The sequence below is a fragment of the Stenotrophomonas sp. 109824_Sma genome (assembly GCF_056480025.1).
On sequence record NZ_CM151078.1, the window covers coordinates 551,026 to 571,029 of the forward strand.

General features: G+C 67.2%; 25 protein-coding genes. 11 read left to right on the forward strand and 14 right to left on the reverse strand.

Annotation, left to right across the window (positions count from 1 at the left end; translation table 11 throughout):
* Nucleotides 1-21: 21 nt before the first annotated feature.
* A complete protein-coding gene (locus tag ACZK1G_RS02545) occupies nt 22-270 on the reverse strand; it encodes a DUF3297 family protein (protein ID WP_101766371.1) in 249 nt (82 codons plus the stop codon).
* Between the two features lie 90 nt (nt 271-360).
* Between ACZK1G_RS02545 and ACZK1G_RS02550 the strand changes: the two genes are divergently transcribed.
* Nucleotides 361-903, forward strand: coding sequence for a DUF6630 family protein (locus ACZK1G_RS02550; protein WP_075675476.1), 543 nt, complete (start codon nt 361-363; stop codon nt 901-903).
* A gap of 147 nt (nt 904-1,050) precedes the next feature.
* On the opposite strand, the gene ACZK1G_RS02555 is transcribed toward ACZK1G_RS02550, so the two are convergent.
* The 5 genes from ACZK1G_RS02555 to msrB all read right to left on the reverse strand — a co-directional run bounded on the left by ACZK1G_RS02555 (nt 1,051) and on the right by msrB (nt 4,281).
* Nucleotides 1,051-1,326, reverse strand: a complete 276-nt coding sequence (locus ACZK1G_RS02555; protein ID WP_004153991.1) for a DUF4031 domain-containing protein — start codon at nt 1,324-1,326, stop codon at nt 1,051-1,053.
* A 13-nt stretch (nt 1,327-1,339) separates the two neighbouring features.
* Complete coding sequence (locus tag ACZK1G_RS02560; protein ID WP_014035836.1) at nt 1,340-1,828, reverse strand: hypothetical protein; 489 nt, start codon at nt 1,826-1,828, stop codon at nt 1,340-1,342.
* A gap of 97 nt (nt 1,829-1,925) precedes the next feature.
* Nucleotides 1,926-2,864: a flagellar motor protein MotB gene (motB, locus tag ACZK1G_RS02565; RefSeq protein WP_101764865.1), complete on the reverse strand. Its 939-nt coding sequence runs from the start codon at nt 2,862-2,864 to the stop codon at nt 1,926-1,928.
* 3 nt (nt 2,865-2,867) lie between these two features.
* Nucleotides 2,868-3,722, reverse strand: coding sequence for a flagellar motor stator protein MotA (gene motA, locus ACZK1G_RS02570; protein WP_005407915.1), 855 nt, complete (start codon nt 3,720-3,722; stop codon nt 2,868-2,870).
* Between the two features lie 91 nt (nt 3,723-3,813).
* The gene (msrB, locus tag ACZK1G_RS02575) at nt 3,814-4,281 is read right to left on the reverse strand and encodes a peptide-methionine (R)-S-oxide reductase MsrB (RefSeq protein ID WP_101764866.1); all 468 of its coding nucleotides are present in this window, start codon (nt 4,279-4,281) and stop codon (nt 3,814-3,816) included.
* Between the two features lie 140 nt (nt 4,282-4,421).
* Between msrB and ACZK1G_RS02580 the strand changes: the two genes are divergently transcribed.
* Nucleotides 4,422-4,796, forward strand: a complete 375-nt coding sequence (locus tag ACZK1G_RS02580) for a classical arabinogalactan protein 4 (RefSeq protein WP_101764867.1) — start codon at nt 4,422-4,424, stop codon at nt 4,794-4,796.
* A 144-nt stretch (nt 4,797-4,940) separates the two neighbouring features.
* Nucleotides 4,941-5,123 (forward strand): hypothetical protein, encoded by a 183-nt coding sequence (locus ACZK1G_RS02585; RefSeq protein ID WP_032128744.1) that lies wholly within the window; start codon nt 4,941-4,943, stop codon nt 5,121-5,123.
* A 57-nt stretch (nt 5,124-5,180) separates the two neighbouring features.
* Here the strand turns inward: ACZK1G_RS02585 and ACZK1G_RS02590 are convergent, their stop codons facing one another.
* Complete coding sequence (locus tag ACZK1G_RS02590; RefSeq protein ID WP_004140558.1) at nt 5,181-5,660, reverse strand: Lrp/AsnC ligand binding domain-containing protein; 480 nt, start codon at nt 5,658-5,660, stop codon at nt 5,181-5,183.
* A gap of 149 nt (nt 5,661-5,809) precedes the next feature.
* On the opposite strand from ACZK1G_RS02590, the gene ACZK1G_RS02595 reads away from it, so the two are divergent.
* Nucleotides 5,810-7,114 carry a D-amino acid dehydrogenase gene (locus ACZK1G_RS02595; RefSeq protein WP_014035841.1) on the forward strand — a complete coding sequence of 435 codons (1,305 nt, stop codon included), beginning with the start codon at nt 5,810-5,812 and terminating at the stop codon, nt 7,112-7,114.
* Nucleotides 7,093-8,160, forward strand: coding sequence for an alanine racemase (gene alr / locus ACZK1G_RS02600; protein ID WP_101764868.1), 1,068 nt, complete (start codon nt 7,093-7,095; stop codon nt 8,158-8,160). Before ACZK1G_RS02595 ends, alr begins: the two co-directional genes overlap by 22 nt.
* Nucleotides 8,161-8,286: 126 nt before the next feature.
* Here the strand turns inward: alr and ACZK1G_RS02605 are convergent, their stop codons facing one another.
* Entirely contained in the window at nt 8,287-8,853 is a 567-nt protein-coding gene (locus tag ACZK1G_RS02605) for a DUF3016 domain-containing protein (protein WP_075675473.1), read from the reverse strand.
* A gap of 244 nt (nt 8,854-9,097) precedes the next feature.
* Here ACZK1G_RS02605 and ACZK1G_RS02610 point away from each other — a divergent pair, with 244 nt between their 5' ends.
* Complete coding sequence (locus tag ACZK1G_RS02610; RefSeq protein WP_101764869.1) at nt 9,098-11,086, forward strand: hybrid sensor histidine kinase/response regulator; 1,989 nt, start codon at nt 9,098-9,100, stop codon at nt 11,084-11,086.
* Between the two features lie 43 nt (nt 11,087-11,129).
* Entirely contained in the window at nt 11,130-11,420 is a 291-nt protein-coding gene (locus tag ACZK1G_RS02615) for a DUF3247 family protein (RefSeq protein WP_101764870.1), read from the forward strand.
* Nucleotides 11,421-11,580: 160 nt separating this feature from the next.
* On the opposite strand, the gene ACZK1G_RS02620 is transcribed toward ACZK1G_RS02615, so the two are convergent.
* Nucleotides 11,581-11,844, reverse strand: coding sequence for a hypothetical protein (locus ACZK1G_RS02620; protein ID WP_005407925.1), 264 nt, complete (start codon nt 11,842-11,844; stop codon nt 11,581-11,583).
* A gap of 157 nt (nt 11,845-12,001) precedes the next feature.
* Between ACZK1G_RS02620 and ACZK1G_RS02625 the strand changes: the two genes are divergently transcribed.
* Genes ACZK1G_RS02625 through ACZK1G_RS02635 form a run of 3 tightly spaced genes read left to right on the forward strand, consistent with a single transcriptional unit; the run spans nt 12,002 to nt 14,444 of the window.
* Nucleotides 12,002-13,066, forward strand: a complete 1,065-nt coding sequence (locus ACZK1G_RS02625; protein WP_478448033.1) for a class I SAM-dependent methyltransferase — start codon at nt 12,002-12,004, stop codon at nt 13,064-13,066.
* Nucleotides 13,063-13,764, forward strand: a complete 702-nt coding sequence (locus ACZK1G_RS02630) for a pseudouridine synthase (RefSeq protein WP_101764872.1) — start codon at nt 13,063-13,065, stop codon at nt 13,762-13,764. The genes ACZK1G_RS02625 and ACZK1G_RS02630 overlap by 4 nt, the downstream gene beginning before the upstream one ends.
* A complete protein-coding gene (locus tag ACZK1G_RS02635) occupies nt 13,761-14,444 on the forward strand; it encodes an HAD family hydrolase (protein ID WP_101764873.1) in 684 nt (227 codons plus the stop codon). The genes ACZK1G_RS02630 and ACZK1G_RS02635 overlap by 4 nt, the downstream gene beginning before the upstream one ends.
* 36 nt (nt 14,445-14,480) lie before the next feature.
* Here the strand turns inward: ACZK1G_RS02635 and fabB are convergent, their stop codons facing one another.
* Together fabB and fabA are read right to left on the reverse strand one after the other, a co-directional pair.
* The gene (gene fabB / locus ACZK1G_RS02640; RefSeq protein WP_101764874.1) at nt 14,481-15,689 is read right to left on the reverse strand and encodes a beta-ketoacyl-ACP synthase I; all 1,209 of its coding nucleotides are present in this window, start codon (nt 15,687-15,689) and stop codon (nt 14,481-14,483) included.
* Nucleotides 15,689-16,204 carry a 3-hydroxyacyl-[acyl-carrier-protein] dehydratase FabA gene (gene fabA, locus ACZK1G_RS02645; protein WP_014035851.1) on the reverse strand — a complete coding sequence of 172 codons (516 nt, stop codon included), beginning with the start codon at nt 16,202-16,204 and terminating at the stop codon, nt 15,689-15,691. Before fabA ends, fabB begins: the two co-directional genes overlap by 1 nt.
* 190 nt (nt 16,205-16,394) lie before the next feature.
* Between fabA and dinB the strand changes: the two genes are divergently transcribed.
* Nucleotides 16,395-17,489, forward strand: a complete 1,095-nt coding sequence (dinB, locus tag ACZK1G_RS02650; RefSeq protein WP_101764875.1) for a DNA polymerase IV — start codon at nt 16,395-16,397, stop codon at nt 17,487-17,489.
* Nucleotides 17,490-17,553: 64 nt separating this feature from the next.
* Here dinB and ACZK1G_RS02655 read toward each other — a convergent pair whose 3' ends face one another.
* The 3 genes from ACZK1G_RS02655 to ACZK1G_RS02665 all read right to left on the reverse strand — a co-directional run bounded on the left by ACZK1G_RS02655 (nt 17,554) and on the right by ACZK1G_RS02665 (nt 19,901).
* A complete protein-coding gene (locus tag ACZK1G_RS02655; protein WP_101764876.1) occupies nt 17,554-18,108 on the reverse strand; it encodes a hypothetical protein in 555 nt (184 codons plus the stop codon).
* 151 nt (nt 18,109-18,259) lie between these two features.
* A complete protein-coding gene (locus ACZK1G_RS02660) occupies nt 18,260-19,171 on the reverse strand; it encodes an MBL fold metallo-hydrolase (RefSeq protein ID WP_101764877.1) in 912 nt (303 codons plus the stop codon).
* A gap of 91 nt (nt 19,172-19,262) precedes the next feature.
* Nucleotides 19,263-19,901 (reverse strand): NAD(P)-dependent oxidoreductase, encoded by a 639-nt coding sequence (locus ACZK1G_RS02665; protein ID WP_101764878.1) that lies wholly within the window; start codon nt 19,899-19,901, stop codon nt 19,263-19,265.
* Nucleotides 19,902-20,004: the final 103 nt, after the last annotated feature.

Here is a 20,004-nt window from a genome sequence, read left to right on the forward strand (position 1 = left end):
CCCAGGATCCGGGAGCCGTGCTTATTCCGGCTTCGTTTCCAGGAAATACGCCTCGACCTTGCCCTTGACCTTGATGGTCATCGGGTTGCCGCGGCGGTCGCGGGCCTTGCCGGCCTGCACGCGGATCCAGCCTTCGCTGATCGAGTATTCCTCGACGTTGTCGCGCTCGACGTCGTTGAAACGCACACCGACGCCGCGCTCCAGCGCCTGCGCATCATGGAAGGGGCTGGCCGGGTTGATCGCCAGGTGGTCGGGAGGGGTATCGCTCATCGCTTCATTCACAGTGGCGGCCACCAAGGCCGGCTTCAGCGGCACAGGATAAACCGTAGAATGCCGGCCTGCCCCAGAGGAAGTTCCGCCATGCCCGACAACAGCGACTATTTCGACTTCGAGGAAGACATCCACGACTTCGACGAGGAGGGCTTCGAGGCGCGGGTCTGGAACCTGCTGGTGCTGATCAACCCGGGCGACGAAGAGCTGGCCCTGCAGCAGTTCAACCGCTGGCGCGAGCACCTGTCCGAGGACGGGCAGCCGCTGGAAGCGGACAGCGACTGGCTGCCGGCGCTGTTCACGGCCATTGCCTGGCAGTCCGGTTTCGAGGTCGAGCGTGACGACCTGGAATCGCTGCAGTCGGCGGTGAACGAGCTGTCGGCACGCTTCAACCTGCAGCTGGACTGGGGCGGCGACCTGGACGACGAGGACTTCACCGAAGACCTGGACGGCGTGCAGCTGATGTCCACCGCCTTCGACCGCCTGCGCGAGCACAACTACACGCTGTGGAGCGTGGATGCCGGCAGCGACGGCTTCACCGGCGTGATGGCGCTGACCCGCGACGACGACGCGATGCTGGCGCTGTGCTCGCTGCTGAACGTGGAAATCCGGCTGGGCAGCGACCCGTTCTGAGCAGGGCAGGTGGGTGCGGAGCCCGCCTATGGGGGATGCCAACCTTGCTCGGCATGCCCTGTGCCTGATGTGCGGACCAAGGTCCGCACCCACCACAGCAAGTGGTAGCCCCACCCAGCACAGCAAGCGGTAGCCACCCACGCCTGCCTACGGCCGGTATTGCGCCCTGGCGTTGGCGATCACTGCTTTGACCAGCTCGCGGTCGGCGTGCCGGGAAATCGCCCGCGCACCGAGCGCGATCGCCTGCGCGCGCAGCTCGGCAGTGACATCGTAGTGGGCGCCGCTGGCCTTGTTCTGGAAGGCCCGCGGGGGAATGCCGAGCTGCGCCGCCATCGCGTGCAGCTCGGCCAGGGTGTCGGCCATCAGGTGCGCCCAGCGCTGTCCGCGCCAGGGATGCACCGCGTCATCGACGTAGACCGTCACCGCCGCGGCCGGTTCAGGCCTGCGGCTTGCTGTCGCTGTCAGCGGCCGGGGTGGCCTCGGCAGCGGCGTCTTCGGCCACGTCGCCCTCGGCGGCTTCGCCTTCCTCGCCCTCTGCAGCGTCGACGCCTTCGAACTCGGCGACCAGCTTGTCCAGGTACTCGTCAGCGGTCTGCTCGGATTCGGCGGCCAGGGTGTCCAGCAGCTTCTGCAGCAGTTCGGAGTATTCCAGGTTGACCTTGCGGCCTTCCTTCTCCTGCACGTTGGCCAGGTGCTTGAGCATGGCCAGCATCGGCACCGGATTCTCGGCGTTGCCCATGGTCTGGCCGCCGATGGCCAGCAGCCACTCACGGCCCTGCAGGCCGATGGCCGCAACCACCTGGCCGTCTTCGTTGGTCAGCACGGCATGGTTCTGCACCTGCTGCTGGGCGTTCAGGCGGAGGAACGGGCGCTTGGCCTGCTGCTTCTTGCGCTTGTCGCGCTTGGCCTTGGAGTTCTGGGACATGGGGTGGGGTCACCTGGAAACGGAAAGACCGCCATTGTAGCGGCCGCGTGCAGGTGGGGTCAGATCCCTTTCCCATGGAAAGGGATCTGACCCCGATTCAGCGCGCCGGCCCCTGCGCGGCCTGCACGTCCGGGTCGGCGGCGGGGGCCGACAGCCCCACCTGCGGGCCGGCACCGGCCAGGGCGGCTGCTTCGGCGGCCTGGGTCATCACCACGATGCTGATGCGGCGGTTGATCGGGTTCTGCGGGTCGGCCTTGTCGAACAGCACCGACGAAGACAGGCCGACCACGCGGGTAATCTTGCTGTCCTCCAGGCCGCCGTCCACCAGCGCGCGGCGTGCGGCGTTGGCACGATCGGCGCTCAGTTCCCAGTTGCCGTAGCCGCGCGCAGCCGAATAGGCGGTGATGTCGGTGTGGCCGGTCAGGCTGATCCGGTTCGGCACGTGGTTCAGGTAGTTGGCCAGCTCGTGCAGGATCTGCTGCGTGTACGGCTTCAGCGTGGCGCTGCCGAGGTCGAACATCGGCCGGTTCTGCTTGTCCACGATCTGGATGCGCAGGCCTTCCGGGGTCAGGTCCAGCAGCAGCTGGTCCTTGAACGGCTCCAGTGCCTGGCTCTTGCTGATCGCTTCCTGCAGTTCCTTCATCAGTGCTTCCAGCTGCTGCTTGTCGCGCTGCTGCTGGTCCACCGGCTGCGGCACCGCTTCCTTCTGGTTCTGGAAGGGATCGTTGCTGCTGCCCCGCGAGATGTCGGTGGCACCACCCAGCTTGATCATCGAGGTGCTGGCGCCGCCCGGGCCGGCCATGCCGGGCGCCGGCGTGGCGTTCTGCCCGCTCAGCGGGCTGGGGTTGCGGAAGTACTCGGAAATGGCCGCACGGTCGTTCTTGTTGGTCGTGGCCATCAGCCACAGCACCAGGAAGAACGCCATCATCGCGGTCACGAAGTCGGCATAGGCCACCTTCCACGAGCCGCCATGATGGGCGGCGTGGCCGGTCTTCTTGACCCGGCGGACGATGACGGTGGGCTTGGTCTCGGCCATGGCTTACTTGACCGTCTTCAGGTGCTGCTCGAAATCGGAGAAGGCCGGGCGCACGTTCGACGGCAGCGTCTTGCGGGCGAACTCCAGCGCGATCTTCGGGTTGTAGCCGCGCAGGCAGGCCAGCAGGGCGGTCTTGACCGATTCGTAGATGCGGCTGTCCTGCTCGGCGCGGGCCTCCATCGCGGCCGCCATCGGGCCGACGAAGCCGTAGCCCAGCAGAATGCCGAGGAAGGTACCGACCAGCGCGCCAGCCACGTGGCCACCGACCTCGACGATGTCGCCGCCGATCGAGCCCATGGTGATGACGATGCCGAGCACCGCCGCGACGATGCCGAAACCGGGCAGTCCGTCGGCGACCTTGGTCAGTACCTGCGACGGTGCCATCGCCTCGGCATGGTGCTTTTCCAGCTCCAGTTCCAGCAGCGGCTCCAGCTCGTGCGGCTCGATGTTGCTGCCGATCATCAGGCGCAGGCAGTCGGTGATGAAGTCGATCAGGTGGTGATCGGCCTGCACCTTGGGGTAGTTGCCGAACAGCGCGCTCTCGGCCGGGCGCTCCACATGGTCTTCCAGCGCCATGAAGCCTTCGCGGCGGGCCTTATTGAGCAGTTCATAGAGCAGGCTGAGGACATCGATGTAGTCCTGCTGCTTGTAGCGCGGGCCCTTGAACACGCCGACCATGGCCTGCAGGGTCTGCTTGACCGTCTTGGCCGGGGTGCCGACCAGGAAGGCGCCGAGCGCGGCGCCGCCGATGATGACCAGTTCGTAGGGCTGCCAGAGGGCACCCAGGCGGCCGTGGGCACCGAGGTAGCCCCCGATCACGCTGATGATGACGACCAGGAATCCAACGATGATGAGCATGGGGCGACGCAAGGAGAGGGGATATCTCCTTGTCGGCCCGTCACCCGGTTTTCTGAAGAGGGAATTCTGTGAAATCGGTCAGCGGGGTGTTTCAGCCCGCCACGCCGCTTTCTGCGCCGCCACGCTGCAACGGGTCGGGCCAGGGCTCGCCATTGCCGGTGAACGAAAGTGAGACGGAGTTCAGGCAGTGGCGCTCGTAGGTGGGCGGCGGGCCGTCCGGGAACACATGGCCCAAGTGGCTGCTGCAGCGCGCGCAGGTGATCTCGGTGCGCACCATGCCATGGCTGGTATCGCGGATCTCGCGCACGTGCGCCGGGTCGAACGGGGCGAAGAAGCTGGGCCAGCCGGTACCGGAATCGAACTTGGTGCTGGAGCGGAACAGCGGCAGCGCACACAGCCGGCAGCAGTAGACGCCCTCGCGCTTGTTGTCGAGGAACACCCCGCAGAATGGCGCTTCGGTGCCGTGCTGCAGCAGCACGCGGCGCTCTTCGCTGCTGAGGCCGGCAATCAGCGCCTCGGTCTGGGTGGCGGTGGGGGGCGTCAGGTCGAAGGCAGTCATGCCGGCTCTCCGTGGGGTCGATGGCCTGGGGATGCCGGAAAACGTGGGGGTGCCGGCGCGCGCTTGCAAGTGTGACGGCCGTTCATGGGCGGCACACAGGTACAGGCGCAAGGTGAATGTGATCCACGCCGGAGCGTGCCATGAAACCGACCCTTCCCCTGCTGTTGATGGCCCTGTTGCCCGCATTGGCGCTGGCCCAGGTGCCTACCGCCGACCCCACCGCCACCCGCAGTGCGACCACCGTGGCACCGGCGCCGGTGGTACCGCCGCCGCAGGCCGCCCGCCCGCAGCCGCAGGTGTTGCCGTCGCCGCAGCCGGCGCAACCGATCAAATCCACCGGTCCGGCCCCGATCGCACCCACCCCGGCGCCGAAGCCGGCCGACAAGGTCTATGACCGCAATGGCCGCATCGTGCCTGGCGTGCGCCCGGCCGGCCCCAACCGCGTGTTCGATTCACGCACCGGCCGCTATTACGACAGCGTGCCGGCCGGCGACGGCCAGCAGATCAAGCGCTGACCTCGGGTGCCAGGCAAGGTTGGCAGCGACTGCGCGCCGTGCGGGCTGAACGCACGAAAACGGCTTCCTGCCAATCACTGCTTTTTCGCCTGCGATTAACCGTTCCGGGACCACCGTGGCCCTGCGCCGGCATCCCGCCGCCGCATGTCCTTCGTCCACTGGATCGCGATCATGAAAAACCAGCAGAACCGTCATCCCGGCAAGGAACCGCAGGGCCGCAACCCGCAGCAGCAACAGCAGCAACAGCAGCAGATGGAGCCGCAGCAGCCGCACAAGGGTGGCAAGCAGCAGGAACAGCGCTCGCAGAAGCATCCGCAGCAGCGCTGAGACGGACTCCGGGTCAGAGCCCGCGTTGCGGGCTCTGACCCCAACCGTTCGCCGGCCTCAATCCGGAATCGGCAGGCTCAGCGTCTCCTTCACCTCTTCCATCACGATGTAGCTCTTCGACTCACGCACATGCGGCAGTGTCAGCAAGGTGCTGCCGAGCAGCTTGCGGTAGGAGGCCATCTCGCTGATCCGCGCCTTCAGCAGGTAATCGAAGTCGCCCGAGACCAGATGGCACTCCAGCACGTTGGGCAGCTTAAGGGCGGCGCGCCGGAACTCCTCGAAGATGTCACCGGACTTGTAGGCCAGGCTGATCTCCACGAACACCAGCAGGCTGGCCTTCACCGCCGCCGGGTCGAGGTGGGCGTGGTAGCCGGTGATCACCGCTTCGCGCTCGAGCCGGCGCACGCGCTCGGTGCACGGGGTGGTCGACAGGCCGACCCGCTCACCCAGTTCGGTGAAGGAAATACGGCCCTCGGCCTGCAGGATGCGCAGGATCTTGCGGTCGATCTTGTCCAGTTCGCGGGTACGGGTGGCCATGGCCGTCAACCTTGGGGAATGAATTGCAGGAGAACATCCTGCCGGTTGATTTCAAATCAGGCAAATCAACTGGTATTGGCTGTCTATACTTCCCCAATTATGGTCCCGGCACGCTCCAGTGCAGGGAATGATCGGGTTGGAGAAGTCCCATGCGAGTCCTAGTTCTCGGCAGCGGCGTGATCGGCACCACCAGTGCCTGGTACCTGCGACAAGCCGGGTTTGAAGTCACGGTCATCGACCGCCAACCCGGCCCGGCGCTGGAGACCAGCTTCGCCAATGCCGGCCAGCTGTCGTTCGGCTACACCTCGCCATGGGCGGCCCCGGGCGTGCCGAAGAAGGCCATCGGCTGGCTGTTCGAGAAGCACGCGCCGCTGGCGATCAAGCCGGGCATGGACCTGGCCCAGTACCGCTGGCTGTGGCAGATGCTGCGCAACTGCACCCACGAGCGCTACGCGATCAACAAGGCGCGCATGGTGCGCATGTCCGAGTACAGCCGCGACTGCCTGAACGAGCTGCGCGCGCAGATCGGCATCGAGTTCGAAGGCCGCGACCTGGGTACGACCCAGCTGTTCCGCACCCAGCAGCAGCTGGATGCCTCGGCGCAGGACATCGAGATCCTGGCCCAGTACGGCGTGCCGTACGAGGTGCTGGACCGCGCCGGCATCATCCAGGCCGAACCGGCCCTGGCCCATGTCGATGGCCTGGTCGGCGCGCTGCGCCTGCCGCGTGACCAGACCGGCGACTGCCAGCTGTTCACCCGCCGCCTGGCGCAGATGTGCGTGGATGCCGGCGTCGAATTCCGCTTCGACCAGGACATCACTGGCCTGGAGTTCGATGGCGACCGCATCACTGGCGTGCGCATCGACGGCAAGCTGGAAACCGCCGACCGCTTCGTGGTCGCGCTGGGCAGCTATTCGCCGGCGCTGGTGGCACCGCTGGGCATGCGCCTGCCGGTGTACCCGCTGAAGGGCTATTCGCTGACCCTGCCGATCACCGACCCGGCGATGGCGCCGACCTCGACCATCCTCGACGAGAGCTACAAGGTGGCGGTGACCCGCTTCGACGACCGCATCCGTGTCGGTGGCATGGCCGAAGTGGCCGGCTTCGACCTGTCGCTGTCGCAGCGCCGCCGCGAGACCCTGGAACTGGTGGTCAGCGACCTCTACCCGAAGGGCGGCGACCTGTCGCGCGCGCAGTTCTGGACCGGCCTGCGCCCGGCCACGCCAGACGGCACGCCGGTGATCGGCGCCACGCCGTTCCGCAACCTGTACCTCAATACCGGCCACGGCACCCTGGGCTGGACCATGGCCTGCGGCTCCGGTCGCTACCTGGCCGACCTGATGAGCGCGCGCCAGCCGCAGATCAGCACCGAAGGCCTGGATATTTTCCGCTACGGCCAGTACGGTCACGCCCCGCAACATGAGAACCGCACATGCGTCCTGCCCGCGCGCTGATCGATCTGGGCGCCCTGCGCAGCAACTACCGGCTTGCTCGTGAACTGGGCGGTGGCAAGGCCCTGGCGATCATCAAGGCCGATGCCTATGGCCATGGCGCGGTGCGCTGTGCGCAGGCGCTGGAAGGCGAGGCCGATGGTTTCGGCGTGGCCACCATCGAAGAGGCACTGGAACTGCGCCAGGCCGGCATCCGTGCGCCGATCCTGCTGCTGGAAGGCATCTTCGAACCCAGTGACATGGCACTGGTGGCCGAACACGATTTCTGGTTCGCAGTGGGCTCGCCGTGGCAGCTGGAAGCGCTGGTCGCGTTCGACAGCCCGCGCCCGCTGACGGTGTGGCTGAAGCTGGACAGCGGCATGCATCGCCTCGGCCTGGACGTGGACAGCTTCCGCGCGGCGCATGCACGCCTGTCGGCGCTGCCGCAGGTCGAGCGCATCGTGCTGATGACCCATCTGGCGCGCGCCGACGAGCTGGACAGCGAACGCACGCACGAGCAGGCGGCGACCTTCGCGCGGGCCATCGACGGCCTGCACGGCGAGACCAGCGTGTGCAACTCGCCGGCACTGCTGGGCTGGCCGGATGTGCGCAGCGACTGGGTCCGCCCGGGCCTGATGCTGTACGGCGCCAACCCGCTGCCGGACAACACCGCGTTGACCGAGCGCCTGCGCCCGGTGATGACGATGCAGTCCAAGGTGATCGCCGAGCGCTGGATCGAGGCCGGTGAGCCGGTGGGCTATGGCGCCCGCTTCGTGGCCAAGGCGCGCACCCGCGTGGGCGTGGTCGCGCTCGGCTATGCCGACGGGTATCCGCAGTTCGCACCGAATGGCACGCCGGTGCTGATCGACGGCCAGCCGGGCGGACTGATCGGGCGCGTGTCGATGGACATGCTGACCGTGGACCTGACCGCGCATGCGCAGGCCGGCATCGGCAGCGTGGTGGAGCTGTGGGGTTCTGCGCCGACGCTGTCGGAATTGGCGCCGCGCTGTGGCGTGAGTGCCTACCAGCTGCCGTGCGCGGTCAAGCGCGTGGCGAAGGTGTACGTGTAGCGCCGAGCCCACGCTCGGCTCTGGTAGCGGCCGACCTTGGTCGGCGCTTTGAATGCGTGTCGACCAAGGTCGACACCTACCGATAGGGACTGGTCGACACCTACCGGTGGGTGGCGCCGCCCGGGATCAGCGTGCAGCAGTGGCCTGCGTTGTCAGCTGCCGCTTGACCCAGTCGTCGATCAGGCGCTTCTCGTAGCGCAGCGGGTCGCTGTCGCTCTTCAGCCCCAGGTTGTGCAGGTAGCCGGTGTCGCTGAGCTTGGCTTCGCCCTCATCGACGATACGGCCACTGGCGTCCTTCAGCGTGTACTGCAGGGTGATCCGCGGCGGATAGATGTCGCGCATGATCCGGATGTCGCTGCCGCGCGGGCCGTGCCAGGGCTCGTAGTCGCCGGCGCGCTTGATGTCGACCAGGGTCACGTCCAGGGTCTGCCCCGGCTGCAGCGGCTTGGCCGCCGTGGTCTGCACGTAGCTGGCCAGCTGTTGCACCCAGTTGCCGCGTTCGGCCTCGAAGCGGTTGGTGCTCTGGCGGATTTCGGTGAATTTGGCCGGATCGTCCCACTTCACGCTGACCGGGCCATTGGCCTGCAGCGCACGGGGCGCATCCGGATCGGTGACGGCGCGCGGCGCGGCGTTCGCGCTGCCCGCCATGAGGGCGCCTGCCAGCAGCAGGGCAGTGGCCAATGAGCGGTTCATGACGGTCTCCTGCGCCCCTTCGATGGGGACGATGCGGTTTACAGATCGAGTGTGATCCCGCTTTCCCGTGGCCGCAACGGCCGATTGCGACATCCGCAAGAGTGGTTGCCGCCAATTCATCGTCGTCAACCATGACTGACGGCGCTTGACGCTGTGAATACGCCCTTTGGAAGATGCTGTGCCTCCAACCCGGCCTGCACAGACGCCCTTGTCCACACTGCCGCCCCTCGTGGAGCGCCCACCGATGATGGTGCCGGCGCCCGAACCCGACCTGCATCATGGCGTGCTTGAGCGCATCAACGCCGGTTTCTGCGTGATCCAGGTGCTGTTCGAGGGCGACCGTGCGGTCGACTATCGTTTCATCGAGGTCAACGACGCCTTCGAGCGCCACACCGGCCTGAAGGATGCGCGCGGCCAGCGCATGAGCCTGCTGGAGCCGCACCACGAGGAAGACTGGTTCCGCATCTACGGCGAGGTCGCACGCAGCGGTCGCCCCGCCCAGTTCGAGATGGAAGCGCGCGCGCTGGGCCGCTCGTTCGCGGTTGACGCGGTGCGCGTGGGCCGGCCGGGCGAGGACAAGGTCGGCATCCTGTTCTTCGACATCACCGCGCGCAAGCAGATGGAAGTGGAGCTGGGCGAGAGCGAAGCCCGCTTCAGTGCGCTGGCCGATGGCCTGCCGATGCCGGTGTGGGTGCTCGACGAGCGCGGCCATGCCCGCTTCGTCAACAGCGCTTTCAGCGAGTTCTTCGGCGGTGACGAGACGCGTGTGCCGGAAGACGTCTGGCGTGGCCTGGTGCATCCGGATGATGCGTCGGTATTCGAGTACGAACTGCAGGAAGCGCTGAAGGCGCAGCGCTCGATGCATGCGCTGGTGCGTGCGCGCCGTGCTGATGGCCAGTGGCGCTGGCTGGAGATGAACGCCCGCCCGCGCTTCTCGCGCATGGGGCGCTTCATCGGCCTGGCCGGCAGCAGCCCGGACGTGACCGAACGCCGCGAGATCGAACTGGCCCGCGAGGAACTGCTGCAGTCCGAGCGTGCTGCGCGCAGTGCTGCGGAAAACATGGCGCGGCTGAAGGATGAGTTCCTGGCCACGCTGTCGCATGAGCTGCGTACGCCGTTGACCACCATTCTCGGCTGGAGCGAGCTGCTGCTGCAGCGCGTGGACAACACCAGCCCGCTGTACAAGGGCCTGAACGTGATCGCCAACAGCGCCGGTGCGCAGAAGCGGCTGATCTCGGACATGCTCGACCTCAGCAGCATGCTGCTGGGCAAGGTGCAGCTGGAGGTGGAAGTGCTGGACCTGAGCACGCTGCTGGGCGAGGCCATCGGCGCGCAGGAGTTGGTGGCCGAAGGCAAGGCGCTGGACGTGCACCTGCAGCTGCCCGAACAACCGAGCCTGGTGCTGGGCGATGCCACGCGCCTGCAGCAGGTGTTCTGGAACCTGCTCTCGAACGCGATCAAGTTCACCCCGGCTGAAGGCCGCATCGACCTGCAGCTGCGGGCCGACGGCAACCACTGGGAGATCACCGTGCGCGATACCGGTGATGGCATCGCGCCCGAATTCCTCAATCATCTGTTCAGCCGCTTCCGCCAGGCCGATGGCACCACCACCCGCCGCCATGGCGGACTGGGACTGGGACTGGCGATCGTGCAGCAGCTGGTCGAACTGCATGGCGGCACGGTCGCCGCGGCCAGCGAGGGCCACGGCCATGGCGCTACGTTCACCGTGCGCCTGCCGCAGCACATTCCCGATGCCGAGCGGCGCCCGCTGCGCGAAGTGATCAGCGGGCCGATCCTGGAGCCGGTGATCGTCGAGCCGTATCCGCTGCGCGGCATGCACGTGCTTGCGGTGGAAGACCAGCCGGAAGTACTGGAGTACCTGCGGCGCATGCTGGAAGAGCAGGGCGCCAGCGTGTCCGCGGCCAGTTCGGCCGGCGAGGCACTGGCGTTGCTGGCCGACACCGGCCATCTGCAGTACCACGTGATGCTGACCGACATCGGCATGCCGGGCATGGACGGTTATGGCCTGGTGCGCACGCTGCGCGAGGACATGGGCGTGGATGCCATGACCCTGCCCGCGGTAGCCGTGACCGCGCTGGCGCGTGCCGATGACCGGCGCCGAGCGCTGGCGTCAGGCTTCCAGGAGCATGTCGCCAAGCCGTATTCGGTGGCACAGCTGGTGGCTGCGGTACGCAAGGTGCAGGTGCCACGCGCGGACAGCGCGCTGCACTGAGCATTCACGGCCGATCGGCGACCCTGCATGCAGGAGGTCGCCGATGTCCCGCATAGCTCCCCGCATCCATACCGACCCGGCGCAGATCGCGCGCCTGGAAGCCCTGCTGCCGCAGCTGGAAGGCGAAACGCAGGTGGAACTGACCCTGCACGGTGGTCGCCGGCTGCTCGGCACCGTCGCGGTGAAACCGACGGTGCAGCAGTACCGCAACGAGGCTGGCGACGAAGGCAGCAACGGCCAGTTGCGGCTGGATGACTACGACACGCCGGTGCAGCAGCACCACGTGTGGCTGGACGAGATCGCCAGCATCCGCAGGTTGCCGCCCAGGGTCTGACGGCAACCTGCCAACCCCATCCACGCATGGCGTGGATCTACTGGAAAGGGCCACGCATGGATATGCGTGACCTCGTCATCGGCCTGGCCTCATGCCATCCACGCATGGCGTGGATTTTCCAGGGGTTGCAGTAGAGCCACGCCATGCGTGGCTGTTGGGATCAGTGCTCGAACAACGTCGGCGTCGCCTCGAACCGGCGCGCGTAGGCGCGTTCTTCAGCGACCCGGGCCACCTCGTCATCGGCCAGGTCCGGCGCGCCGTATACCGCATAGGCCACGCTGCCATCGGCGCCATGGCCGACCTGGTGCAGCCGGTAACGCGAGTGGCCGCCGCCGGTGTCCTCGGGGTAATGCACGGGCGGATGGCTGCCTTCCAGATCCATTTCACTGTTGTCGACCACGCCACCGACGAACAAGGCTCGCATGCAGGTTCTCCTGGGTTTCCGGGGGAACCTCTACCCTGAACGTTTCAATGTTTCTGGCGGATCAAGGCCCCGTTCGGGTTTCGCAAAGCGGCCTGCCGGGGCCGGCCCGGCCAAGCCGGTACAATGGACGGCCCTCACGCTTGAAGTACCCGCGCCGATGGCCTCCAGCGACGACGCCCCCCTGCAGACCCTGCTCCTGCCGTTCTCCCAAGGCGCCCTGCGCTGGCCGGAGGGCCCGGTGGCCTTCCTGCGTGCCCGCGATGGCTGGCCGCTGCACGAAGCCGCCGGCAACCACGAGGTGCACTGCGAACAGAGCTTCGCCCCGTTCGCGCAGCCGCTGCAGCAGGCCGACGGCTGGACCGTCAGCGGCCAGCTGGACGATGGGGCCGGCAAGGGCCGTTACCCGCTGGTGCTGGTGCTGCCCCCGCGCCAGCGTGAAGAAGCCCGTGCGCTGTTCGCCCGCGCGCTGGCGCTGGTCGCCGAAGGCGGCCGTATCGTTGCCTGCCAGTCCAACAACGAAGGCGCGTGCTCCGGTGAAGGCGATCTCAAGCAGCTGACCGGCCTCGGTGGCTGCCTGACCAAGAACCACTGCCGCGTGTACTGGACCGCCCCGCTGCAGGGCCAGCACGACGCCGACCTGGCCAAGCGCTGGTCGGCGCTGGATGCGGTGCGCCCGATCATGGGCGGCCGCTTCCTCAGCCGCCCGGGCGTGTTCGCCTGGGACCGCATCGATCCGGCGTCGGCGCTGCTGGCCGAGCACCTGCCCGCCGACCTGGCCGGCCGCGCCGCCGACCTTGGCGCCGGCTACGGCTATCTGTCGCGCGAGCTGCTGGAACGCTGCCCGAAGATCACCGCGCTGGATCTGTACGAGGCCGAGCAGCGCGCGCTGGCCCTGGCCGAACTGAACCTGGCGCCGCCGCCGCGCGCGCTGCCGCTGCGCTTCCTGTGGCAGGACGTCACCGCCGGCATCGAGCCGGGCTACGACGTCATCATCAGCAACCCGCCGTTCCACACGCCGTCGCGTGCCGACCGCCCGGACATCGGCCAGCGCTTCATCGCCGTGGCCGCGCAGGCGCTGCGCCCGGGCGGGCGCCTGTACGTGGTGGCCAATCGCCACCTGCCGTACGAGCACACCCTCAACGACAGCTTCGGTGCGGTGCGCGTGGTTGCCGAGCGCGACGGTTTCAAGCTGGTTGAAGCAGTGAAGGGGAAGGGCAAGTGAAGCTGGTCAAGCTCATCGCCAACCTGGGCTATGGCAGCCGCAAGCAGGTGCAGTGGATGTTCCGCGAAGGCCGCGTCACCGACGCCGACGGCGAAGTGCTGTACGCCGATGACCAGGTGCCGCACGAGACGATCCGCGTCGATGGCGAGCCGCTGGACCCGCCGGTGGGGCTGTCGATCGCGCTGCACAAGCCCGCCGGCTACACCTGTTCGACCAAGGACACCGGCCGCCTGATCTACGACCTGCTGCCGCCGCGCTTCCGCGACCGCGATCCGGTGCTGTCCACCGTGGGCCGCCTCGACCGCGAGACCAGCGGCCTGTTGCTGCTGACCGACGATGGCGGCCTGCTGCACCGGATCATCTCGCCGAAGTCGAAGCTGCCCAAGGTCTACGAAGTGGAACTGAGCGACGACCTGCGCGGCGACGAAGTGGCGTTGTTCGCCAGCGGCACGCTGATGCTGGAGTCCGAGAAGACCCCCCTGCTGCCGGCTGAACTCGAAGTGCTGGATACGCGACGTGCGCGCCTGGTACTGCATGAGGGCCGCTACCATCAGGTACGCCGCATGTTCGCCGCCACCGGCAACCACGTGCAGGCCCTGCACCGCAGCCGCGTCGGCGGGCTGGACCTGCAGGGACTGGACGAAGGGCAATGGCGGCAGCTCACTTCCACCGACCTGGACACGCTGTTCGCTCCATGACCACCATCGCTGCGCTGCCGTTCCTCCCCGACGCCGTCATCTTCGACATGGACGGCCTGATGATCGACAGCGAGCGGGTCTCGCTGGCCTGCTGGAGCGAGGCCGCCGACGAATTCGGGCTGGGCCTGGACGAGGCGGTGTTCCTGCGCATGGTCGGCCTCGGCGACCGCGATACGCATGCGTTGCTGCGCGCGCAGGGCATCGAGGACAGCGTGATCGACGCGGTGGCGGCACGATGCCATGAACTGTACGAAGCACGCACGCAGACCGGGCTGCCGTTGCGGCCGGGCATCCTGGAGCTGCTGGAGCTGCTGAAGGCGCATGCGGTACCGCGTGCGGTGGCGACCACCACGCGGCAGCCGCGCGCCAATCGCAAGCTGGCCGCTGCCGGCCTGCTGCCGTACTTCGATGCCGTGATCACCAGTGGCGACGTGGCGCGGCCGAAACCGGCGCCGGACATCTACCTGCTGGCCGCGCAGCGGCTGGGCCAGGCGCCCGAGCGCTGCCTGGCGCTGGAGGATTCACCGGCCGGTACGCGTGCAGCGCTGGCCGCAGGCATGACCGTGATCCAGGTGCCGGACCTGGTGCATCCGGATGAAGAGCTGCGCGCACTGGGCCACCGCATCGTCGGCTCGCTGGTGGACGCGCACGCGCTGCTGTTGCCGCTGCTGCCGAAATAAGGTGGGTGCCGACCGTTGGTCGGCACACCTGCCCAGTCACACGCGCCCGAACACCAGCGCGGCGTTGGTGCCACCGAAGCCGAAGCTGTTGGACATCACGGTGTCCAGCTTCTGCTCGCGGCTCTCGCGCAGGATCGGGAAATCCACCACCTTCGGGTCCAGCTCACCGATGTTGGCCGAACCGGCGACGAAGCCATCGCGCATCATCAGCAGGCAGTAGATCGCCTCGTGCACGCTGGCCGCACCCAGTGAATGGCCGGACAGCGCCTTGGTCGAGGACAGCGGCGGCACCGCGTCGCCGAACACTTCGCGGATCGCGTTGAGCTCGGTGACGTCGCCCAGCGGGGTCGAGGTGCCGTGGGTGTTGAGATAGTCCAGCGGGCGATCGACGCCCTGCAGCGCCATCTTCATGCAGCGCACCGCGCCTTCACCGGACGGGGCGACCATGTCGGCGCCATCGGAGGTCACGCCATAGCCGATCAGCTCGGCGTGGATGTGCGCACCGCGCGCGACGGCGTGGTCGTAATCCTCCAGCACCAGCATGCCGCCGCCACCGGCGATGACGAAGCCGTCGCGGTCCTTGTCGTACGGGCGCGAGGCGCTGGCCGGGGTTTCGTTGAAGCTGGTCGACAGTGCGCCCATCGCGTCGAACATCACGCTCATCGACCAGTGCAGGTCTTCGCCACCACCGGCGAACATGATGTCCTGCGCACCGTGGCGGATCATGTCCGCGGCGGCGCCGATGCAGTGCGCCGAGGTGGCGCAGGCGGCCGACAGCGAGTAGCTGACGCCCTTGATCTGGTAGGCCGTGGCCAGGCAGGCCGAGACCGTCGAGCACATCGTGCGCGGCACCATGTACGGGCCGACCTTGCGTACGCCACGTTCGCGCAGCAGGTCGACCGCACCAATCTGCCACTCGCTGGAGCCGCCACCGGAACCGGCGATCAGGCCGGTACGCAGGTTGCTGACCTGCTCGGGGCTGAGCCCGGCGTCGGCGATGGCATCGCGCATGGAAAGGTAGGCGAAGGCTGCCGCATCGCTCATGAAGCGCTTCTGCTTGCGGTCGATCAATGCGTCCAGGTCGAGGTCGACACGGCCGCCAACCTGGCTGCGCAGCCCGGCATCGGCATGGTCGGCCAGCAGGGTGATGCCCGAGCGCCCTTCACGCAGCGCGGTCGAAACGGTATCCAGATCATTGCCGAGGCAGGACGTGATGCCCATGCCGGTGATGACAACGCGACGCATCAGAAGCTCCCGGTTTCAGTGAACAGGCCGACGCGCAGGTCGCGCGCGCTGTAGATTTCGCGGTCATCCACGTACATGCGGGCGTCCGACTGGGCCATCACCAGCTTGCGGTTGATGACCCGGCTGATGTCGATCTCGTAGCGCACGAGCTTGGCGTCCGGCAGTACCTGGCCGGTGAACTTTACCTCGCCGCAGCCCAGTGCGCGGCCCTTGCCGGGGGCACCCAGCCAGGTCAGGAAGAAGCCGGTCAGCTGCCACATGGCGTCCAGGCCCAGGCAGCCGGGCATCACCGGGTCGCCGATGAAGTGGCAGCCGAAGAACCACAGATCCGGGCGGATATCCAGCTCGGCGCGTACCATGCCCTTGCCGTGCGGTCCGCCGTCCTCGTGGATGTCGGTGATGCGGTCGAACATCAGCATCGGATCGTTGGGCAAACGGCCGGCAGCGGTGCCGAACAGTTCACCGCGTGCGCTGGCCAGCAGCTGTTCGCGGTTGAACGCGTGGAGACGGGTCATGAAGCACAATCCTGGAAGCGGGGAAACGGGAAACAAGCGCTCGAGGATGCCCGTGGAAACTGCCCCGATCAAACATTTCAACCGTACGCAACCGTAGTGTTTTCAAGGGAATACGCGCATCCTGTTGATGTGCAACGACCATACTTCGGCGTGTGGCCCGCCCGGCCCGCCCCCGCCCTTTCCGCCTGACATGACCCGACTGCGCAAGATCATCCACGTCGACATGGACGCGTTCTACGCGTCGGTGGAGCAGCGCGACGATCCGTCACTGCGGGGCAAGCCGGTGGTTGTGGCATGGCGTGGCGCGCGTTCGGTGGTGTGCGCGGCGTCCTACGAGGCGCGCGTGTTCGGCGTGCGCTCGGCGATGCCGGCCGTGCGTGCCGAGCGGCTGTGCCCGGATGCGATCTTCGTACCGCCGGACTTCGCACGTTACAAGGCGGTGTCACAGCAGGTGCGCGAGATCTTCCTGCGCCATACCGACCTGGTCGAGCCGTTGTCGCTGGACGAGGCCTACCTGGACGTGACCGAGCCGAAGAGCGGCATCGAACTGGCCACCGACATCGCCCGTACCATCCGCACCCAGATCCGCGAGGAAACCCGGCTGACTGCTTCAGCCGGGATCGCGCCGAACAAGTTCCTGGCCAAGATCGCCTCGGACTGGCGCAAGCCCGACGGCCAGTTCGTGATTCCACCGCAGCGGGTGGACGCCTTCCTGCTGCCACTGCCGGTGAACCGGGTACCCGGCGTCGGCAAGGTGATGGAAGGCAAGCTGGCCGCGCGCGGCATCGTCACCTGCGGCGACCTGCGGCAGTGGGCACTGATCGACCTGGAAGAGGCGTTCGGCAGTTTCGGCCGCAGCCTGTACAACCGCGCACGCGGCATCGACGAGCGCCCGGTGGAACCGGACCAGCAGGTGCAGTCGATCTCCTCGGAGGACACCTTCGCCGAGGACCTGCCGTTGGAAGACCTGGGCGAGGCGATCGTGCAGCTGGCGGAGAAGACCTGGAATGCCACGCGCAAGACCGAGCGCGTCGGCCACACCGTGGTGCTGAAGCTGAAGACCGCGCAGTTCCGCATCCTCACCCGCAGTTTCACCCCCGAGCGCCCGCCCGAGTCGATGGAAGAACTGCGCGACATCGCCTTGGCCCTGCGCGCCCGCGTCGACTTGCCGGCGGAGACCCGCTACCGGCTGGTGGGTGTCGGACTTGGTGGCTTCCGTGAAAAGGAGCCGGTGGTGCAGGGGGAGCTGTTCGAGCACGGATCGAGCGATTCTGCAGGCAATTGATCGTTCGCCAAACAGCGCTCCCACCCGCACGAACCTGTGGCGCTGACAGTAGTTTGGAGCGCCCCTAGGACTTCTTCAGTTCAATGGGGGCGGATAGAATGCGTCGCGCTTTCTGCTCCTCATCGACATGGGTTCTTTCGAAATCTGTGCTGGGCAGCTCCACAACAATCACACCGCGCTGTCCGTCGATCATGATTCCCTGATGCTTCGGGAAAAGTTCTGCCACCTTTCCCGACGTCACTATCTGCTTCAGTTGCGTCAGAGAGTGGGTTGCCCCGACCGTGAAGCGGTAGGTGATGGTGCCATGGACAGTGCTCACGGTTCGGGATGGCACTGGCTCGGTCCCGGTTAAACGGACCGTCACGATCATCGGATTCTCACTGAAGCTCTTGCCAGCGAAGCGATCAGGCATTCCTTCCAGAATACGCCCAAGCTCTTCCCCTGCCGCAATTCGAAGTCTGAGCCGCCTGTCGGCTTCTTGGGTGGACAATCCCTCATGCTGGGCAAAGGCCTGAACAACGGGGTCGGTGGAGGGCGTCACCTGTTGAGAGAACGCGGGGTGCGCGGCCAGTACAGTGATGGGCAGCAGGAGTTTGACCAACACACTCTTGATCTTCATCGTGAATTCTCCGTTCCATCGGTTTACTCACCTACGCAATCCATCGTACAGCGGTTGACGTTCAGGCTGGCTTTGGATGTTGAGGGTGCCGGCCAGCGGCCGGCACTACCGCAGGTGCAGGGCACAGCCCTGCAAAAGAAAACCCCCTACCTCAGGGCCACTGCATCTCGCCCTTGGCCACCTTCGCACTCAGCTCCAGCGATGCCACGCCGTCCAGCTTCGGGTAGCGCGCCTGCATCGCCTTCACCAGCGCCGCACTGTCCTTGGCCTTTGCCGTCTCGACATCGAACGCGCGGATGTAGTCCGCGGTGAAGCGCAACGCACTGGCATCCAGCGCCGCACCCGGCGCGTAATGCCCCGGCACCACCACCTTCGGCTTCAGCGCCTGCAGCCGCTGCAGGGTCTGCAGCCAGTCGGCATGTGACTTCGGCGTCTGCGTGTCGGCCATCCACACGTGCTCGCCCGCCACCACCGGAATGCCACCGACGATCGCGCGCAGTGACGGTACCCACAGCACCGTGCGGTCCGGCGTCGGCCCATCCAGGCCGATCAGCGGCAGGCGTTGGCCTTCCAGCTGCAGGGCGTCGCCGTCCAGTACCTGCGGCACCACGATGCGTGCCGGCACGTCGGCACCCATCTTCGGTCCCCAGTAGGCCAGCTTGCCGGCCTGGGTCTGCTGGATGTGGGCGACGGTCTGCGCGGTGGCGACGATGCGTGCCTGCGGGAACGCGTCCTGCAGCGTGGCCAGGCCGAAGTAGTAATCCGGATCGCCGTGGCTGATGTAGATCGTGGTCAGCTGCTTGCCGCTGGCGCGGATCAGCTCGACCAGCTTGCGCGCGTCGCTGGCACCAAACTGCGCATTGACCAGGATCGCGTCGTGGCGGCCTTCGATCAGCACCGAGGACACCGAGAACATCGCCTGCGGGCCGGGATGGAAAGTCTGCAGCTGCAGCTGGGATTTCGTCGCCGTGGCCGGCGCCGCGGTGGCCGGCGCGGCCAGCAGCGGCGCACTGGTGAAGGTGGCGGCCAGGGCGAGGGGAAGCAGCAGGGCAGCGGTACGCATCGGAATTCCTTGTGTAGAGCCGAGCCAATGCCCGGCTGCAGGTTCGCGTAGCGCCGGGCGTGGGCTCGGCGCTACAAGGGACGCACGTGGATCAATACGCCGCGGTGATGATCTGCTTCGGATACGCGTGCGCTTCCAGCTCGGCGACGAACGCCGCGCCGTAGTCGGCGTAGCTGATGCGGCTGTGGCCGCTGGCATCGGCCAGGAACGCCTTGGGCTGCACGCGGTACTGGCCGCGCTCTTCGCCCGGGCCGATCTCGGCGGCCGGCGAGAAGAAGGTCCAGTCCAGGTCATCCACCGCCTGCAGGCGGTTGAACGCCTCACGGTGGGCCAGTGCGTACGGCTTGTAGGCCTCCGGGAAGGTGGGGGTATCGACCAGCTGCACGCCGGGCGCGACTTCCAGGCTGCCGGCGCCACCGACCACGACCAGGCGCGGCACACCGGCCTTGCGTGCGGCGGCGGCCAGCTGTGCGGCGACCTCGCCGACGCGGCCGATGTCATCGCCCGGGCGCGGGCCGTAGGCGCTGGCCAGCACGTCGTGGCCGGCGATGGCGGCGACCAGCGCGTCCGGGTCATCCAGCGAGGCGATCACCGGATGGGCACCGGCCAGTTCAGCCGGAAGGTCCTGTGCGCTGCGCACGATGACGGTGAGTTCGTGGCCGCGGGCCAGCGCGTGGCGGGCGATCTGGCGGCCGATGTTGCCGGTGGAACCAACGAGGGCGATCTTCATGGCAGGACTCCGTGGGGCGGTTTGGGGTGGGAATGGGGCCACTCTAGGCCGCTGCAGTCGCTCGAAAAACAGCGTATAACGCGCTTGTTTGTTGCATGGATCG

What these genes read in the sequence shown, in the direction of transcription:
- ACZK1G_RS02590 (WP_004140558.1), bottom strand. Translation starts at nt 5,660, where the DNA reads ATGGCCACCCGTACCCGCGAACTGGACAAGATCGACCGCAAGATCCTG.
- ACZK1G_RS02605 (WP_075675473.1), bottom strand. Translation starts at nt 8,853, where the DNA reads ATGAACCGCTCATTGGCCACTGCCCTGCTGCTGGCAGGCGCCCTCATG.
- ACZK1G_RS02580 (WP_101764867.1), top strand. Translation starts at nt 4,422, where the DNA reads ATGAAACCGACCCTTCCCCTGCTGTTGATGGCCCTGTTGCCCGCATTG.
- fabA (WP_014035851.1), bottom strand. Translation starts at nt 16,204, where the DNA reads ATGACCCGTCTCCACGCGTTCAACCGCGAACAGCTGCTGGCCAGCGCA.
- ACZK1G_RS02595 (WP_014035841.1), top strand. Translation starts at nt 5,810, where the DNA reads ATGCGAGTCCTAGTTCTCGGCAGCGGCGTGATCGGCACCACCAGTGCC.
- ACZK1G_RS02625 (WP_478448033.1), top strand. Translation starts at nt 12,002, where the DNA reads ATGGCCTCCAGCGACGACGCCCCCCTGCAGACCCTGCTCCTGCCGTTC.
- fabB (WP_101764874.1), bottom strand. Translation starts at nt 15,689, where the DNA reads ATGCGTCGCGTTGTCATCACCGGCATGGGCATCACGTCCTGCCTCGGC.
- motA (WP_005407915.1), bottom strand. Translation starts at nt 3,722, where the DNA reads ATGCTCATCATCGTTGGATTCCTGGTCGTCATCATCAGCGTGATCGGG.
- ACZK1G_RS02620 (WP_005407925.1), bottom strand. Translation starts at nt 11,844, where the DNA reads ATGCGAGCCTTGTTCGTCGGTGGCGTGGTCGACAACAGTGAAATGGAT.
- alr (WP_101764868.1), top strand. Translation starts at nt 7,093, where the DNA reads ATGCGTCCTGCCCGCGCGCTGATCGATCTGGGCGCCCTGCGCAGCAAC.
- ACZK1G_RS02545 (WP_101766371.1), bottom strand. Translation starts at nt 270, where the DNA reads ATGAGCGATACCCCTCCCGACCACCTGGCGATCAACCCGGCCAGCCCC.
- ACZK1G_RS02585 (WP_032128744.1), top strand. Translation starts at nt 4,941, where the DNA reads ATGTCCTTCGTCCACTGGATCGCGATCATGAAAAACCAGCAGAACCGT.
- motB (WP_101764865.1), bottom strand. Translation starts at nt 2,864, where the DNA reads ATGGCCGAGACCAAGCCCACCGTCATCGTCCGCCGGGTCAAGAAGACC.
- ACZK1G_RS02615 (WP_101764870.1), top strand. Translation starts at nt 11,130, where the DNA reads ATGTCCCGCATAGCTCCCCGCATCCATACCGACCCGGCGCAGATCGCG.
- ACZK1G_RS02660 (WP_101764877.1), bottom strand. Translation starts at nt 19,171, where the DNA reads ATGCGTACCGCTGCCCTGCTGCTTCCCCTCGCCCTGGCCGCCACCTTC.
- msrB (WP_101764866.1), bottom strand. Translation starts at nt 4,281, where the DNA reads ATGACTGCCTTCGACCTGACGCCCCCCACCGCCACCCAGACCGAGGCG.
- ACZK1G_RS02560 (WP_014035836.1), bottom strand. Translation starts at nt 1,828, where the DNA reads ATGTCCCAGAACTCCAAGGCCAAGCGCGACAAGCGCAAGAAGCAGCAG.
- ACZK1G_RS02550 (WP_075675476.1), top strand. Translation starts at nt 361, where the DNA reads ATGCCCGACAACAGCGACTATTTCGACTTCGAGGAAGACATCCACGAC.
- ACZK1G_RS02655 (WP_101764876.1), bottom strand. Translation starts at nt 18,108, where the DNA reads ATGAAGATCAAGAGTGTGTTGGTCAAACTCCTGCTGCCCATCACTGTA.
- ACZK1G_RS02665 (WP_101764878.1), bottom strand. Translation starts at nt 19,901, where the DNA reads ATGAAGATCGCCCTCGTTGGTTCCACCGGCAACATCGGCCGCCAGATC.
- ACZK1G_RS02635 (WP_101764873.1), top strand. Translation starts at nt 13,761, where the DNA reads ATGACCACCATCGCTGCGCTGCCGTTCCTCCCCGACGCCGTCATCTTC.
- dinB (WP_101764875.1), top strand. Translation starts at nt 16,395, where the DNA reads ATGACCCGACTGCGCAAGATCATCCACGTCGACATGGACGCGTTCTAC.
- ACZK1G_RS02610 (WP_101764869.1), top strand. Translation starts at nt 9,098, where the DNA reads ATGATGGTGCCGGCGCCCGAACCCGACCTGCATCATGGCGTGCTTGAG.